The sequence below is a fragment of the Chryseobacterium formosum genome (genome assembly GCF_026460885.1).
Lineage (GTDB): Bacteria > Bacteroidota > Bacteroidia > Flavobacteriales > Weeksellaceae > Chryseobacterium > Chryseobacterium formosus.
In genome coordinates this window covers 1-13,929 of sequence record NZ_JAOVZW010000025.1, presented here as the reverse complement: position 1 = coordinate 13,929, position 13,929 = coordinate 1, and the positions used below count along the sequence as shown (strand labels likewise).

Annotated in this window: 16 protein-coding genes; 2 read left to right on the top strand and 14 right to left on the bottom strand. The window is 35.4% G+C overall.

Features of this window, described 5'->3' with window-relative positions; all coding sequences use genetic code 11:
• Positions 1–7: 7 nt before the first annotated feature.
• The 13 genes from OF897_RS18650 to OF897_RS18590 all read right to left on the bottom strand — a co-directional run bounded on the left by OF897_RS18650 (position 8) and on the right by OF897_RS18590 (position 10,842).
• Complete coding sequence (locus OF897_RS18650) at positions 8–601, bottom strand: acyltransferase (protein ID WP_267267180.1); 594 nt, start codon at positions 599–601, stop codon at positions 8–10.
• A gap of 61 nt (positions 602–662) precedes the next feature.
• The gene (locus OF897_RS18645) at positions 663–929 is read right to left on the bottom strand and encodes a hypothetical protein (protein WP_267267179.1); all 267 of its coding nucleotides are present in this window, start codon (positions 927–929) and stop codon (positions 663–665) included.
• Positions 930–1,215: 286 nt separating this feature from the next.
• Positions 1,216–2,424, bottom strand: a complete 1,209-nt coding sequence (gene pcaF, locus OF897_RS18640) for a 3-oxoadipyl-CoA thiolase (RefSeq protein ID WP_267267178.1) — start codon at positions 2,422–2,424, stop codon at positions 1,216–1,218.
• Between the two features lie 84 nt (positions 2,425–2,508).
• Entirely contained in the window at positions 2,509–2,922 is a 414-nt protein-coding gene (paaI, locus tag OF897_RS18635; RefSeq protein WP_267267177.1) for a hydroxyphenylacetyl-CoA thioesterase PaaI, read from the bottom strand.
• A 9-nt stretch (positions 2,923–2,931) separates the two neighbouring features.
• Positions 2,932–3,348 (bottom strand): hypothetical protein, encoded by a 417-nt coding sequence (locus OF897_RS18630; RefSeq protein WP_267267176.1) that lies wholly within the window; start codon positions 3,346–3,348, stop codon positions 2,932–2,934.
• A complete protein-coding gene (locus tag OF897_RS18625; RefSeq protein WP_267267175.1) occupies positions 3,349–4,485 on the bottom strand; it encodes a 3-hydroxyacyl-CoA dehydrogenase NAD-binding domain-containing protein in 1,137 nt (378 codons plus the stop codon).
• A gap of 80 nt (positions 4,486–4,565) precedes the next feature.
• Positions 4,566–5,366 (bottom strand): enoyl-CoA hydratase/isomerase family protein, encoded by an 801-nt coding sequence (locus tag OF897_RS18620; protein ID WP_267267174.1) that lies wholly within the window; start codon positions 5,364–5,366, stop codon positions 4,566–4,568.
• A gap of 109 nt (positions 5,367–5,475) precedes the next feature.
• On the bottom strand, positions 5,476–5,940 hold the full coding sequence (paaD, locus tag OF897_RS18615) for a 1,2-phenylacetyl-CoA epoxidase subunit PaaD (RefSeq protein WP_267267173.1): 465 nt from the start codon (positions 5,938–5,940) through the stop codon (positions 5,476–5,478).
• A gap of 140 nt (positions 5,941–6,080) precedes the next feature.
• On the bottom strand, positions 6,081–6,830 hold the full coding sequence (gene paaC, locus OF897_RS18610) for a 1,2-phenylacetyl-CoA epoxidase subunit PaaC (protein WP_267267172.1): 750 nt from the start codon (positions 6,828–6,830) through the stop codon (positions 6,081–6,083).
• 71 nt (positions 6,831–6,901) lie between these two features.
• Positions 6,902–7,183, bottom strand: coding sequence for a 1,2-phenylacetyl-CoA epoxidase subunit PaaB (gene paaB / locus OF897_RS18605; protein WP_116011949.1), 282 nt, complete (start codon positions 7,181–7,183; stop codon positions 6,902–6,904).
• Between the two features lie 181 nt (positions 7,184–7,364).
• Positions 7,365–8,303, bottom strand: coding sequence for a 1,2-phenylacetyl-CoA epoxidase subunit PaaA (paaA, locus tag OF897_RS18600; protein ID WP_267267171.1), 939 nt, complete (start codon positions 8,301–8,303; stop codon positions 7,365–7,367).
• A gap of 137 nt (positions 8,304–8,440) precedes the next feature.
• Positions 8,441–9,526, bottom strand: a complete 1,086-nt coding sequence (locus OF897_RS18595; RefSeq protein ID WP_267267170.1) for a 2Fe-2S iron-sulfur cluster-binding protein — start codon at positions 9,524–9,526, stop codon at positions 8,441–8,443.
• Positions 9,523–10,842: a phenylacetate--CoA ligase family protein gene (locus OF897_RS18590; protein WP_267267169.1), complete on the bottom strand. Its 1,320-nt coding sequence runs from the start codon at positions 10,840–10,842 to the stop codon at positions 9,523–9,525. The genes OF897_RS18595 and OF897_RS18590 overlap by 4 nt, the downstream gene beginning before the upstream one ends.
• Positions 10,843–11,240: 398 nt before the next feature.
• Between OF897_RS18590 and OF897_RS18585 the strand changes: the two genes are divergently transcribed.
• Positions 11,241–12,293, top strand: coding sequence for an NAD(P)-dependent alcohol dehydrogenase (locus tag OF897_RS18585; protein ID WP_267267168.1), 1,053 nt, complete (start codon positions 11,241–11,243; stop codon positions 12,291–12,293).
• A 213-nt stretch (positions 12,294–12,506) separates the two neighbouring features.
• Here the strand turns inward: OF897_RS18585 and OF897_RS18580 are convergent, their stop codons facing one another.
• Entirely contained in the window at positions 12,507–12,860 is a 354-nt protein-coding gene (locus OF897_RS18580; protein WP_267267167.1) for a winged helix-turn-helix transcriptional regulator, read from the bottom strand.
• Positions 12,861–12,957: 97 nt separating this feature from the next.
• On the opposite strand from OF897_RS18580, the gene OF897_RS18575 reads away from it, so the two are divergent.
• Positions 12,958–13,842: an NAD(P)H-binding protein gene (locus OF897_RS18575; protein WP_267267166.1), complete on the top strand. Its 885-nt coding sequence runs from the start codon at positions 12,958–12,960 to the stop codon at positions 13,840–13,842.
• Positions 13,843–13,929: the final 87 nt, after the last annotated feature.

Below are 13,929 nucleotides of genomic sequence, written 5' to 3'. Positions count from 1 at the left end.
AAGTGGGTTATTTCACATCATCCCAAATGCTGTAATCAACAACTTTTGTAGGAATCTGCTGAACATATTCTCTAAATGGTTCACAAGGCAAAATCGCGTCTTTTCCTTCTCTTGCCAGTTCCTGATACAATTTTGTTCCTTCCGTTTTCCATTTGATCATTTCATCAGAAACATCACGGATAATTTTTGCAGGACTTCCGACGATCAGTTTTCTTGCATCACATCTAAAATTTGCAGGAACAAAAGCCAAAGCACCGATAATACACTCGTCGCCGATAACGGCTTTGTCCATTACAACAGCATTCATTCCAACCAGACAATTTCTACCGATATGCCCGGAATGAATAATGGCTCCATGACCGATGTGGGCAGATTCTTCCAAAATCGTTTCAATCCCCGGAAAAACGTGAAGTGTACAGTTTTCCTGGACATTGGCACCATCTTTCACAATAATTTTACCCCAGTCGCCGCGAATAACCGCATTCGGACCGATATAAACTTCTTCACCGATTTCCACATTTCCAATAATCACCGCCTGCGGATGAACGTAAGCGGAAGGTTTGATGATGGGACGAATTCCGTGATATGAGTAAATATTCATAATTATAATTTGAAAATTAGCTTTTGATACATAAATTTTATTTGTGCTTTCTTAATAAATTTTAATCAGTGACTGAAAGTTTTAAATAATATATCTCATCTTTACTTTCAAAAATAAATTCATCATAATCTGATGCATAATAGCTTTTCAAATTCTGATATTCTATTTCATAAATTTGTATTGGATCTATTGTTTGAAGTAAAAGATCAACAAAATCTTCAATCCATTCTCTTTTCCACTCATCAAAGTATAAAGAAAAATTATTTCCTATATCAGATAAATGATATTCACTTTCATCTTGATAGAAATAAAACCATTTATCATGCAATAGTTTAAAGAAAAATTTAAACGCGTCCTTCGAACTTATTTTTTCTAATGTATAACTATCACTAATATTTTCAACTTTATTTTCTATAGATTCTACAATAGTATTTAATTTAGGTATAGTACTTAACTCAAAATTATAACCGTGGTCGGTTTTATCATTGAATTAGCTACTGTTTCAAGTCTCCCAACAATAATTCCATAATTAAATATTCTTTGTTCCTTTTCAGTTAGACCTTTCATTGTCGTTATTTATAGAAAATATGTGTGTATCAAATTCTTAAATTGATTTAAACTTTTTCAATCACCATTGCATAACCTTGTCCGACACCGATACAAAGTGTACACAACGCATATTTTTTATTTTGTTTTTGAAGTTCCAAAGCAGCAGAACCGATAATTCTCGCTCCTGAAACGCCAAGTGGATGTCCGATTGCAATGGCTCCTCCGTTTGGATTGATTCTTGAGTCGTCATCTTTTAAACCTAAACTTCTGGTTACCGCTAAAGACTGAGCAGCAAAAGCCTCGTTTAACTCAATAACATCCATGTCATCCAATGAAAGATTTAATCTTTTCAATAGTTTCTGAATTGCTTCAACAGGCCCGATTCCCATAATTCTTGGCTCGACACCGGCAACTGATGATCCTAATATTTTTGCTTTTGGCTTCAAACCGTATTTTTTTACGGCTTCTTCGCTTGCTAAAATTAAAGCAGCCGCACCGTCATTCATTCCTGAAGCATTTCCGGCAGTTACTGTTCCGCCTTCTTTTTTGAAAGCAGGACGAAGTTTTCCTAAACCTTCCATAGAAGAACTTGGCTTGATGAATTCGTCAGTATCAAAGATTTTCGGTTCACCTTTTCTCTGTGGAATTTCAACTTGTACAATTTCCTCTGCCAGTCTTCCGCTTTCCTGAGCTTTAGTCGCTTTTTGTTGTGACCAAAGTGCAAATTTATCCTGATCTTCTCGGCTGATGTTGTGCATTTCTGCTAAATTTTCAGCGGTGTCGCCCATCGCATCTACACCGTACATTGCTTTCATTTTAGGATTCACAAACCTCCATCCGAAAGTCGTATCAAACATCTGGCTGTCTCTTCCGAAAGCCGTACTTGGTTTTGACATCACATAAGGCGAACGCGTCATGTGCTCTACTCCACCTGCAATATAAATTTCACCTTCTCCTGCTGCAATCGAACGGAAAGCGTTTGCCACGGCTGACATTCCGGAAGCACACAATCTGTTTACCGTTTCACCTCCGATTTTGTACGGAAGTCCGGCCAATAAAAGTCCCATTCTTGCGACGTTTCTGTTATCTTCGCCCGCCTGATTGGCACATCCGAAAATAACATCCTCGATTTCTTCAACTGGAACTTCAGGGTTTCTTGCTACGATTTCCTTAAGGACAACCGCCGCCAAATCATCGGCACGAACTTCTGAAAGACCTCCACTTAGTTTTGAAATAGGAGTTCTAATGTAATCTATGATGTATACGTTGTTCATTTTTTATTAGATTTTAGATAATAGATTTCAGACAACAGACATTTTCAAATCTAATATCTGACATCTGATGTCTTTTATCTTAATTTATAATTCTGTTACTTTTTTTCCGATTTTATATACTGTTCCCACGAATTTCGCAACCAATTCTTTGTTCTGATTGGTAATGTTAATGTCGTAGATTGCTGTTTTTCTTGTATTGTTGACCAAAACACTTTCAGCTCTGAAAATATCGCCTTCTCTTCCTGCTTTAGTGAAGTTGATTGTTACACTTAAAGCCACTGCGGCGTTTCCGTCGTTGTTTGATGAAAATGCAAATGCTGAATCTGCAAATGCAAACGTTACTCCACCATGAACCGTTCCCAATCCGTTGAGCATTTGTTTGATGATTTCCATTTCAATCAAAGAATAATTTTCTTTAATGTCGATGATTTTTATTCCTAAAAATTGGGAGAAATAATCTTTCTCCATCATGTAATCTACAACCTGTCTTGGATTCATAATTCTAATTTAATAATCATCAGCAATCAAATAAAGACTAGTTTCATTTTTGATGATTGACTTACATATTTTTATTACTTCATTATATTCTTTTCCGAATAAATTTTCATCAACATTACTCTTATTGCCTTTGAGATAACAGTAAAAACCTTCGATATCAGCAATTAATTCCTCATTTCTTGAAGCCCATGCATTCTCTTTAAAATCTCTGGAATATTTATATTTATAGATTGTACTTTCTGGTATTTGACTTAGGTAATCATTACTTAAATTCATTATTAAATCAAAAGCATTTGTAGCTAAAAGTAATTCATAAACTATATTATTATGAGAATCTCTTTCTCTTAATACAACTTCTCCCAACCCGAAAGCAAAATGTTTTTGCCAATCGGATAACAAATCTATTCTAAGAATTTTCTTATCCAACTAAATAAGTTTTCTCAATAAAGGACTTTGTCTGTATCTTTCTTCCTGATATTCTTCGTAAAGATTCTGCAGTGTTTCGGAGATTTTGGTATAACCGATTTCTTTCCCCCAAGCCAATAGTCCTTTTGGATAGTTTACGCCTTTTTGCATTGCAAGTTCTAGATCTTCATCAGAAGCAATTCCTAATCTTTTTGCTTCAACCGCTTCGTTAATCAACATTGAAATGATTCTTAAAAATATTTGTTGATAAAGAGCATCATCTTTTACAGGTTCTGGTTTTACATCACCTTCAGCATAATCATAGAAGCCTTTTCCGGTTTTTCTGCCATGAAGTTTTGCTTCAGACATTCTTTGTTGGAGAAGAGATGGTTTATATTTCGGATCGTAGAAATATTCGTTGTAAACTGTTTTGGTTACGGAGAAATTAACATCAACACCAATTAAATCCATTAATTCAAAAGGTCCCATTTTGAAGTTTCCGATTGTTTTCATGGCATCATCAACCTGCTCAACCGTTGCAATATTTTCTTCAACAATTCTCAAACCTTCCCCGTAGTATGGACGGGCAATTCTGTTAACGATAAATCCAGGAATGTCTTTGGCAATCACAGGAACTTTGCCCCAATCTTTCATGAGACTGTACATTTTCTCGGCTAAAGATTTTTCGGTCAGTAAAGATGGAATGATTTCTACCAAAGGCATCAAAGGAGCCGGATTGAAAAAGTGAATTCCAATGAAACGCTCCGGTTTTTGTAATTCTGCACCGAGAGAAGTGATGGAAATTGATGATGTATTGGAAGCAATCACACAGCTTTCTGAAACATGTTTCTCTAATTCTGTGAAAACTTTGGTCTTGATTTCTTTATTTTCGATGATGGCTTCGATGACCAATTCGCAATCTTTGAAGTCCTTCAATTCTGTAGCGATGGAAATATTAGATAGAATTTCGACCATTTTCTCTGACGAAATTTTCTGTTTATCCACCAATTTGGTCAATGTTTTTTCCAAACCTACGGTTGCCGTTTCTACTTGTTTTGCGTTAGCGTCATAAACCCAAACTTTGCATCCGTTCGTTGCGGCTACTTGTGCGATGCCAATTCCCATCGTTCCAGCACCGATAATTCCTATATTTTTCATTATTTATAGATGTTAGAAGCCAGAAGTTAGAAGCCAGACTTTTGCTAATTTCTAACCTCTAATTTCTAAATTCTATAATTTTATTTTCCTTTATATTCAGGCTTTCTTTTCTCTAAAAAGGCTTGTACACCTTCTTTGAAATCTTCAGTTTCAGCGGCTTCTTGTTGTAAATCTCCTTCAAGTTCCAATTGATCTTTCAATGAATTATTATAAGAAGCGGCGAAAGCTTTTTTGGTTAATTTTAAACCTACTGTCGGCATATTGGAAACTTTTTCTAAGATTTCCATGGATTTTGAATTGAATTCTTCCTCAGTGAAAACTTCAGCCACCAAACCATATGATTTTGATTCTTCAGCAGATAGTTTTTTTCCGGTAAAAGCTAAATAATTTGCCAATTGTCTTCCCAATAATTTTGGCAAGAAATATGTTCCTCCCGTATCAGGAATTAAACCGATATTAGAGAATGCCTGAGCAAAATATGCTTTATTAGAAGCTAAAACGAAATCACAAATCAATGCCAACATTGCTCCGGCTCCTACTGCAGGACCATTAACCAAAGCAATTACTGGTTTTTTGCAACGTGTAATTTCAAGCACCAAAGGATTGTAATAATCGGTTACAATTCTTCTGATGATATCATCATCGTGATGGTCATTACCTTGTACAAAGGCATCATCCAGATTTTGACCAGAACAAAAAGCCCTTCCTCTACCAGAAATCGCCACGCATCTTACCGTAGGATCATCGCTACACTCTTTAATGAAATCTTTTAAATCTCCTAAAGACGGCTTTGTAAGCGCATTCATAGTATCAGGCTGATTGAGGTAAGCGATTTTTAGTTTACCATCAAAATGTGATTCAATATCAAGTTGTGTGTACATGGCTTTATATTTTTATAAGGTTTTAATAATACTCTAATTTACTATTAATTCATCGGTTGCTGAAATTAATTGTGATGTGAATTATCATATTGCTAAAAATCTTTTTTAATTAATGACATTTAAAATAGTCGAAAGGCTCTAAACAGTCTAAACATTGGTAAGAAGCCTTACACAAAGTAGACCCAAATCTGCTGATTTGCTTAGAGTTCATAGAACCACAACGCGGACATTTTTTCGGTTTTCCAATGTGATGTTCATCTGCTCCTTTTTCGGGAGGTGAAATTCCGTAAACACGTAGTTTTTCTCTAGCTTCATCGGTCAGCCAGTCTGTTGTCCAGATAGGAAACATTTTGGTAACAACTTTAGCATCCCATCCGTTTTCCTTCATGATTTTGATGATATCTTCCTCAATGGTAAACATGGCGGGACAGGCAGAATAAGTTGGCGTAATCGTTACTTCACAAGAATTGTCGCTAGTAACTTTCGCTTCTCTCACAATGCCCAATTCCACGATATTGATTACCGGAATTTCCGGATCGGGAACTAATTCTAATATTTCTAAAGGATTTTTCAATCTTCTTTTATCTGATTTTTTTTAAACGCAAAGTGCGCTAAGTTTTTTTTGACTACTAACTGTTTTTAAGTTCCTAAAGGCGTTTCGCTCAACAAAGTCTATAAAGATTAAATTCAAAGGTAATTTTAGTTTCAAAAAATTTACCACGTGCAACCTGGATACGCTCTCTGCATATACTGCAACTCACAAAGAATATATCCGAAGTATTCTGTGTGATATCCTGTTCTTGATTTTGGCTGCATAAAAGGATTTGTTGGATATTCTAAACCGAAATCTGCAAAATCTTTTTGTGTAATAGAAAGGAAATCTTCATAAAGAGCATCAACATTTGGAGCGATATTTAAAGCAATTAAATGATCTTCTCCTTCTGTTTTTGCAAATAAACCTTTCGTGTACTCCCAGATATTTTCGATGCTTCTTTCCAAACGCATTTTACTTTCTTTAGTTCCCTGTCCGAAAATTTTCATCCAGGAAGCAGCGTGAGTGTAGTGATATCTTACTTCTTTCAAAGATTTTTGAGCAATGGCTGAAAGTTCTTCATTTTCAGAGCTTGACAATGCTTCATACATTAATTTCTGGTACACAGAAAAAACATATACTTTCAAAATGGTCTGAGCGTAATCTTCGTTGGGAAGTTCTGTCCAATGTGCATTCAGATATTCGTGCTCGTATCTCAGGAAAGCCAAATCGTCTTCACTTTTCCCGTTATCGGCAACTCTCGAAGCGTAAACGTAAAAGTTATTCGCCTGACCAAGCTCATCCAAAGCAATGTTTGTCAAAGCAATATCTTCCTCTAAGTAAGGACCTTCACCGCACCACGCAGACAATCTTTGTCCCATGATGAAACTGTCATCAGCAAACTTTAATAAATAATTATATAATGGATTCATTTTTTATAGAAATTAGAGGTTAGAAATTAGAAATTAGACTAAATTCTAGAATCTAACTTCTAACTTCTTTATTACATATTTTTCACATCGTTAGGAATATTGTAGAACGTCGGGTGACGGTACAGTTTGTCATCAGCAGGATCGAAGAATGCTTCTTTATCCACTCCTTCCGAAGTCACAATATATTTGCTTGGAACAACCCAAACAGAAGTTCCCTCTTTTCTTCTTGTATAAACGTCTCTTGCGTTCTGCAAAGCCATTTCTGCTGTTGGTGCCTGTACAATTCCAACGTGTTTGTGAGATAATCCCGGTTTAGTCTGAATAAACACTTCCCACATATCTAAATTTGCCATAGTCAAATTTTAATTTTTATCTAGATTTTATTAGTTTTAAAACATTAAGAGTAATTAAGTTGTTAAGAATATTAAGTTTAGCTTCGCTTTAAGTTTAAAAATCCTAATGATTCTATCTTAATTAAACTTAACTTCTAAACAAAATCTTAATGGTTAAAACATTTCAGTTTGATTTTAAATATTAGTTTACCTTTTCGTTTTGCTTATCAGCAAAAGCTTTCGCCGCTTCTTTTACCCAAAGATTTTCCTGTTGTGCTTTTACTTTAGTCTGCAGTCTTTTTTTGTTTGCAGGGCCGTTTCCTTTTAAGATTTCCATGAATTCATCCCAGGGAAGTTCTCCGAAATCGTAATGTTGTCTTTCTTCATTCCATTTCAAATCTTTATCCGGAACGGTTAATCCTAAAAATTCGGCCTGAGAAACGGTAACGTCGATAAATCTCTGACGTAGACTGTCATTACTTTCTCTTTTCACTCTGTAGTTCATAGAGATTTTAGAGTTGGGCGAACTGTCGTCATTGGGACCAAACATCATTAAAGCCGGCCACCAGAAACGGTTTAACGAAGCCTGAGCCATTTCTTTCTGCTGTTTTGTACCACGGCAAAGTGCCATCAAGATCTCATAACCCTGTCTTTGGTGGAAAGATTCTTCTTTACAGATTTTTACCATCGCTCTTGAGTAAGGACCGTAAGAATTCCCCATCAACATGACCTGATTCATAATCGCAGCACCATCAACCAACCAACCGATTGCGCCAATGTCTGCCCAGCTCAACGTTGGATAATTGAAAATACTTGAGTATTTCGCTTTTCCTTCCAACATATCTTCGTAAGTGGCATCTCTGTCGGCTCTAACGGTTCCGTTTCCTAAAGTTTCGGTAGCAGAATAAAGGTATAAACCATGACCTGCTTCATCCTGAACTTTAGCTAACAAAGCCATTTTTCTTCTCAAAGAAGGTGCTCTTGAAACCCAGTTCGCTTCTGGCAACATCCCGACAATCTCAGAATGCGCGTGCTGTGAAATCTGGCGAACCAATAATTTTCTGTAATCATCGGGCATTACATCTTTTGGTTCTACTTTATTTTCATCGTGTACGTATTGTACAAATTTTTCTAAGTCCATAATTTTTTCAATTTAGCAATGTGTTAATAATTTAACAATGTACCAATTTAACAGTTTACCAATGAAATGCTTCGGCAAGCTCAGCAAGACAAATTGATTGTTACATTTTTACATTGGTAGATTGCTACATTAGTTAATTATACATCATAATTTAGCATCACCACGTTCGTAGTCGGATGACACTGGCAAGTCAGAACAAAACCTCTGGCTACTTCGTCTTCGGTAAGTGCGAAATTTTTCTCCATGAAAACTTCTCCTTCGAGAACTTCCGCTTTACAAGTACAACAAACTCCACCTTTACATGCGAAAGGCACAGGAAGATTGTCTTTCAATGCTTTATCTAAGATACTCTCTTTTTTTGAATTCAAATGGAACGAATATTCATCATCATCGATAATCACCGTCACCATACTTTCAATATTCGCTATTGCCTTGAATTCATCACTCATTTCCGCAGAATCTTCTTCGTCCGGAGCCGAGAAATATTCAAACAAAACCTGAATCGCAGGAACTTTTTTATCTTTCTTTAAATAATCAGAAATCCCTTTAATCATTTCTGAAGGTCCGCAAATGAAAAATGTAGATTCTTTAACATCGATATCTGCATATCTTTCAAATAATAAATCTAATTTTTCAGGAGAAATTCTTCCTTCAAAAATCGGATCTTCATGCTGCTCACGGCTTACTAAATAAACAACTTTCAGTCTTCCGTTAAAAGTCTCAACCAATTTATCGATCTCAGCCTTTTTCATCACATGATTCATGCTTCTGTTGCTATAGAACAGATAAGCGTTTGAATTCGGCTCCTGGTAAAGACTTTCTTTGATATTTGATAACACCGGAGAAATTCCGCTTCCTGCCGCCAAACCAACGTAAGTTTTTACGTTTGTCGGGTGATAAGATGTATTAAAGCCGCCCATCGGAGGCATCACTTCAAGAACTTCATCCATATGAAGATGCTCGTTGAAATATCCTGAAACTTTTCCACCTTCTAAAAGCTTAACTAATACTTCCAGCGTGTTGCTTTTTTCGCTCGGCGCATTGCAGATAGAATAAGAACGGCGCTCTTCATTACCGTTAACAATAAGTTTAAAATTCAGATACTGCCCCTGTTTGAACCTGAATTTATCCTTCAGCTCCTCAGGAATTTCCAATGCTACATTCACGGCATCATTGGTATCTTTTTGAACTTTTACAGTTTTTAATTTATAAAATGAATTCATTTTGTCTTTAGTATTCTGTTAATTTTTCCACCTTCGCATTTTGGTAAGCTGTCCTGAGCATGAATTTTGACTTTCGTGGTAATCCCTACTCTCTTTTTTATTTCGTTTTCGATGCTTTTCCCAAAATTTCCTGCGAAAATAAGATATTCATCTGAATTTATATTTAAATTTTCTTCGGCTACCAATTCATCATCAATTTCGACGTCGATATCCAGTGCTACACACATCTGTTCTTTTTCAATTGGTGTCAGATAATAATTCGGAACTACACCTTTCACATGAGAAAAAGCTTCCTCAATCTGACTTGGATAGACATTTACACCTCTTACAATCAGCATATCATCGGCTCTTCCAAGAATTGGTTTCATTTTAACCATGGTTCTTTTGGCATTTTCATCGTAGTATAAACTTGTAATATCGTTCGTCCAATAACGAAGAAGCGGCATTGCCTTTTTAGTTAAAGTTGTAATTACCAAAACGCCTTCTTCACCATAAGGAAGCGGTTCTTTGGTAACCGGATCTAAAATTTCAGGATAAAAATGATCTTCCCAAATGTAAGATCCGCCTTTCTCCTCAAAATCTTCCATCGAAACTCCGGGACCGATAATCTCACTTAAACCATAAATATTGGTTGCATGAACGCCCAATCTTTCTTCGATGTGATGTCTGATAATTTCCGTCCAAGGTTCTGAACCTAGAACGGCGTATTTTAAACTGATCTCGTCTGCAGAAATTCCTCTTTTTGCAAATTCGTCAGCGATGGTTAAAGCGTAAGAAGGCGAACAGCAAAGAACTTCCGGTTGAAAATCGATGATCAGATCAACCTGTCTTGAAGTCATCCCTCCTGAAATTGGAAGAACGCTCATCCCTAATTTTTCTGCGCCATAATGAAGTCCGAGTCCACCGGTGAAAATTCCGTAACCGTAAGCGTTGTGCAATTGCATTCCGGGTCTTGCTCCAGCTGCATTCAAAGATCTTGCAACGACTTCGCTGAAGAGATCTACATCTTCTCCAGTATAACCAACAACGGTCGGTTTTCCTGTTGTTCCGCTTGAACAGTGAATTCTCTGAAGCTCATTCTTGGGAACGGTAAACAATCCGAAAGGGTAATTATCCCTTAAATCCTGTTTGTAAGTAATCGGAAGTTTAGCAATATCTTCAATTGACCTTATATCATTTTTAGATATTCCCATTTCGTCAAATTTTCCTCTGTAGAAATCTGACTTTTCCTCAAGATAACCAACCAAATCACTCAATCGCTCAGATTGAAGCTGTCTCAATTGGTCGAGTTTTAAATATTCAACTGAAAAACCCATAAAACTAACTAACATTTGTTAGGTAAAATTAAAAATAAAATTTAAGCTGACAAAAAAAATACTGATATTTATCATATTTTGAATGATTCTAAATAGTTTCGATTTACAATCTAAATTACTCAATGCTTGAATATTGTATCATCCCTAATTTAAATAGTAAAGATTTTAAAATAGCTCGAAAACTTGATTCCAACATGCTCAGTTATATTTAAGAAGTTTAACATTTTTAGTTAATTGGAAAGACTTAACTTTTTAACAACATAAAATCAATAATTTAATTTGAGAACGAAACGATTACAAGAAATCTGTAAAATTGGTAGATGATTCTGTTATTTATATAAGTGATATTTGAGTAAAAGAACCGATTTTTGTACTAAGAAAAATAAATCAAAATTAATATGAATACATTTTCAGTAAAAGCTTTTGGAGCAGAATCTAAAACTGCCGATTTAGCAGAAATGAATATTGAAAGAAGAGAAGTAACCGCAAATGATATAGAAATTGAAATTCTTTATTGCGGAGTTTGCCATTCTGATCTTCATACAGCAAGAAATGATTGGGGCGGAACAAAATACCCATCAGTTCCCGGACATGAAATCATCGGAAAAATTACAAAAGTTGGAAGCGATGTTTCTAAATTTAAAGTTGGAGATTTAGCTGGAGTTGGTTGTATCGTTGATTCTTGCGGAACTTGTGACAGTTGCAAACAAGATCTTGAACAATACTGTTTGGAAGGATTTGTCGGAACTTATAATGGAAAAGATGAGCATTTAGGTGGTTATACTTTTGGAGGATATTCTCAGAAAGTGGTAGTAAATGCAGATTATGGCTTAAAAATTCCGAAAAACCTAGATTTGGCAGCAGTTGCACCGCTTCTTTGTGCAGGAATCACAACTTGGTCGCCTTTGAAACACTGGAACGTCGGTGCAAATTCTAAAGTTGCCGTTGTTGGTTTAGGAGGATTGGGACATATGGCAATTAAATTAGCAAAAGGTTTGGGCGCTGAAGTTACTTTATTTTCAAGAACTCCGGGAAAAACTGAAGATGCAAAGAAATTAGGAGCTGATCACGTTGTAATTTCTACAGATAATTCTCAAATGGATTCTGTAAAAGGTAAGTTCGATTTAATTATCGACACTGTTCCTTACGATCATGATGTAAATCCTTACATTTCGACTCTAAATATTAATGGAACTCACGTTTTGGTAGGATTTATCGGAAAAATGGAAGATGCTTTATTTACTCCACCGATGATTATGGGAAGAAGATCAGTTGCAGGCTCTGTGATTGGAGGGATTGCCGAAACTCAGGAAATGCTTGATTTTTGTGGCGAACATAATATTGTTTCTGAAATTGAAATCATCAAAATGCAAGATATCAACGAAGCGTATAAAAGAATGTTGAAAAGTGATGTGAGATACAGATTTGTGATTGATATGCAGTCTTTGTAATTGCTTACTTTTAAAATAATTGAGACTCTTCATTTTTTGGAGAGTCTTTTTTTTGTTTTCTTATCGCAAAGGGAGACAAAGTTTTTTTAAAGAAATCGTGTTTTAAAGAAAAACAAAGGCATTTCATTTAAGAAAGAAATACAATTATTTTAATTTTCAAAATAGGCTAAAGCTTATTAATATTTGATAAATTTTTATATTTCACATGAATATTTACCCTTCCATCTCTTTAAAAGCCCATTCTGCCATTGCATGAATAACGGGAATTAAACCTTTTCCAGACTCGCTTAAATTATACGTTACGTGAGGAGGAACAACAGGTTTTGCAGTTCTTATCACCAATCCATCATTTTCCAATTGTTTTAAATTTTGAATGAGCATTTTTTCTGTCACAGCAGGAATTGCACGCTTCAATTCACTATATCTTTTGTCACTTGTTGAAAGATGATACAAGATAATAGGTTTCCAGTAGCCTCCGATTTTCTCCATCACATAAGTTACCGGACAAAGTTCGAGTGCATATTTTTTGTTCTGCTGAATTGTTGATGCTTCTTTAATAGCTGTCATAATACATACTTTAGGGTAAGTACTTGTATAAAAGTAAGTACAAATATACCTTTGTTCTCAGAAATAAAAAAATATTTACAAACAATAAAAAATTATTATGAAAATTGTAATCACTGGTTCACTAGGAAATGTAGCAAAACCTCTTGCTCAACAATTAATCGATGAAGGACATGACATTACCATAATCAGCAGTAATGATTCTAAGGGAAATGAAATTGAAGCTTTGGGTGCAAAACCAGCAATCGGTTCTATCACAGATTTAGATTTCTTAATTAAAACTTTTGAAGGAATTGATGCCGCATTTTTGATGACTCCTCCGAATATGGGCGGAACTAATATTGTAGAAAATACAATCAATGCGGGTAAAAATTATGTCGAAGCAATTAAACAAAGTGGAGTTAAGAAAATTGTGATGTTAAGCAGCATCGGAGTAGAATCTCCTGTTGAAAACGGACCCATAAAAAGTCTACACTTCATCGAAAAATTCTACAACGAATTGGAACATACGTCCGTAACTTTTTTAAGAGCAGGATATTTTTATCTGAATTTCTTTAATGATATTCCATTAATTAAAAATGCCGGAATTATTGGAGCTAATTTCCCTGAAACAGCAACTATTCCGTTAGTTCATCCGACTGATATTGCAAAAGCTGCTGCAAAAGAATTAACTAAGAATTTTGATGGAAAAAATGTAAGATATATTGTAAGTGATGTGCGTTCTGCATCAGATTTTGCTAAAGTTTTTGGAAATGCGATTGGAAAACCAGAACTTCCGTGGGTTGAATTTAAAGATGAAGATTCTTTAAACGGAATGCTTCAAGCCGGACTTCCACAGGAAATGGCAGAATTATATACTGAAATGGGATTGGGAATAAGAAAAGGTGTTGTTCAGAAAGATTTTATTGAGCATGGTTCTGTTGTGAATGGAGAAGTTAAGTTAGAGAATTTTGCGAAAGAATTTGCCGATAAATTTAATTCTTAATTTATCTTTTTTGTCAGTAAACAGTTTCGGCGAGCCAAAGGCTCGCCGAAACTGTTTACTGACATATCAATTTTGTTGATAGGATTA

Coding starts and splice junctions, on each gene's coding strand:
- paaB (WP_116011949.1), bottom strand. CDS start 7,183: ATGGCAAATTTAGATATGTGGGAAGTGTTTATTCAGACTAAACCGGGA.
- OF897_RS18580 (WP_267267167.1), bottom strand. CDS start 12,860: ATGACAGCTATTAAAGAAGCATCAACAATTCAGCAGAACAAAAAATAT.
- paaA (WP_267267171.1), bottom strand. CDS start 8,303: ATGGACTTAGAAAAATTTGTACAATACGTACACGATGAAAATAAAGTA.
- OF897_RS18590 (WP_267267169.1), bottom strand. CDS start 10,842: ATGGGTTTTTCAGTTGAATATTTAAAACTCGACCAATTGAGACAGCTT.
- paaI (WP_267267177.1), bottom strand. CDS start 2,922: ATGAATCCAAGACAGGTTGTAGATTACATGATGGAGAAAGATTATTTC.
- OF897_RS18575 (WP_267267166.1), top strand. CDS start 12,958: ATGAAAATTGTAATCACTGGTTCACTAGGAAATGTAGCAAAACCTCTT.
- OF897_RS18620 (WP_267267174.1), bottom strand. CDS start 5,366: ATGTACACACAACTTGATATTGAATCACATTTTGATGGTAAACTAAAA.
- OF897_RS18625 (WP_267267175.1), bottom strand. CDS start 4,485: ATGAAAAATATAGGAATTATCGGTGCTGGAACGATGGGAATTGGCATC.
- pcaF (WP_267267178.1), bottom strand. CDS start 2,424: ATGAACAACGTATACATCATAGATTACATTAGAACTCCTATTTCAAAA.
- OF897_RS18595 (WP_267267170.1), bottom strand. CDS start 9,526: ATGAATTCATTTTATAAATTAAAAACTGTAAAAGTTCAAAAAGATACC.
- OF897_RS18585 (WP_267267168.1), top strand. CDS start 11,241: ATGAATACATTTTCAGTAAAAGCTTTTGGAGCAGAATCTAAAACTGCC.
- paaC (WP_267267172.1), bottom strand. CDS start 6,830: ATGAATCCATTATATAATTATTTATTAAAGTTTGCTGATGACAGTTTC.
- OF897_RS18650 (WP_267267180.1), bottom strand. CDS start 601: ATGAATATTTACTCATATCACGGAATTCGTCCCATCATCAAACCTTCC.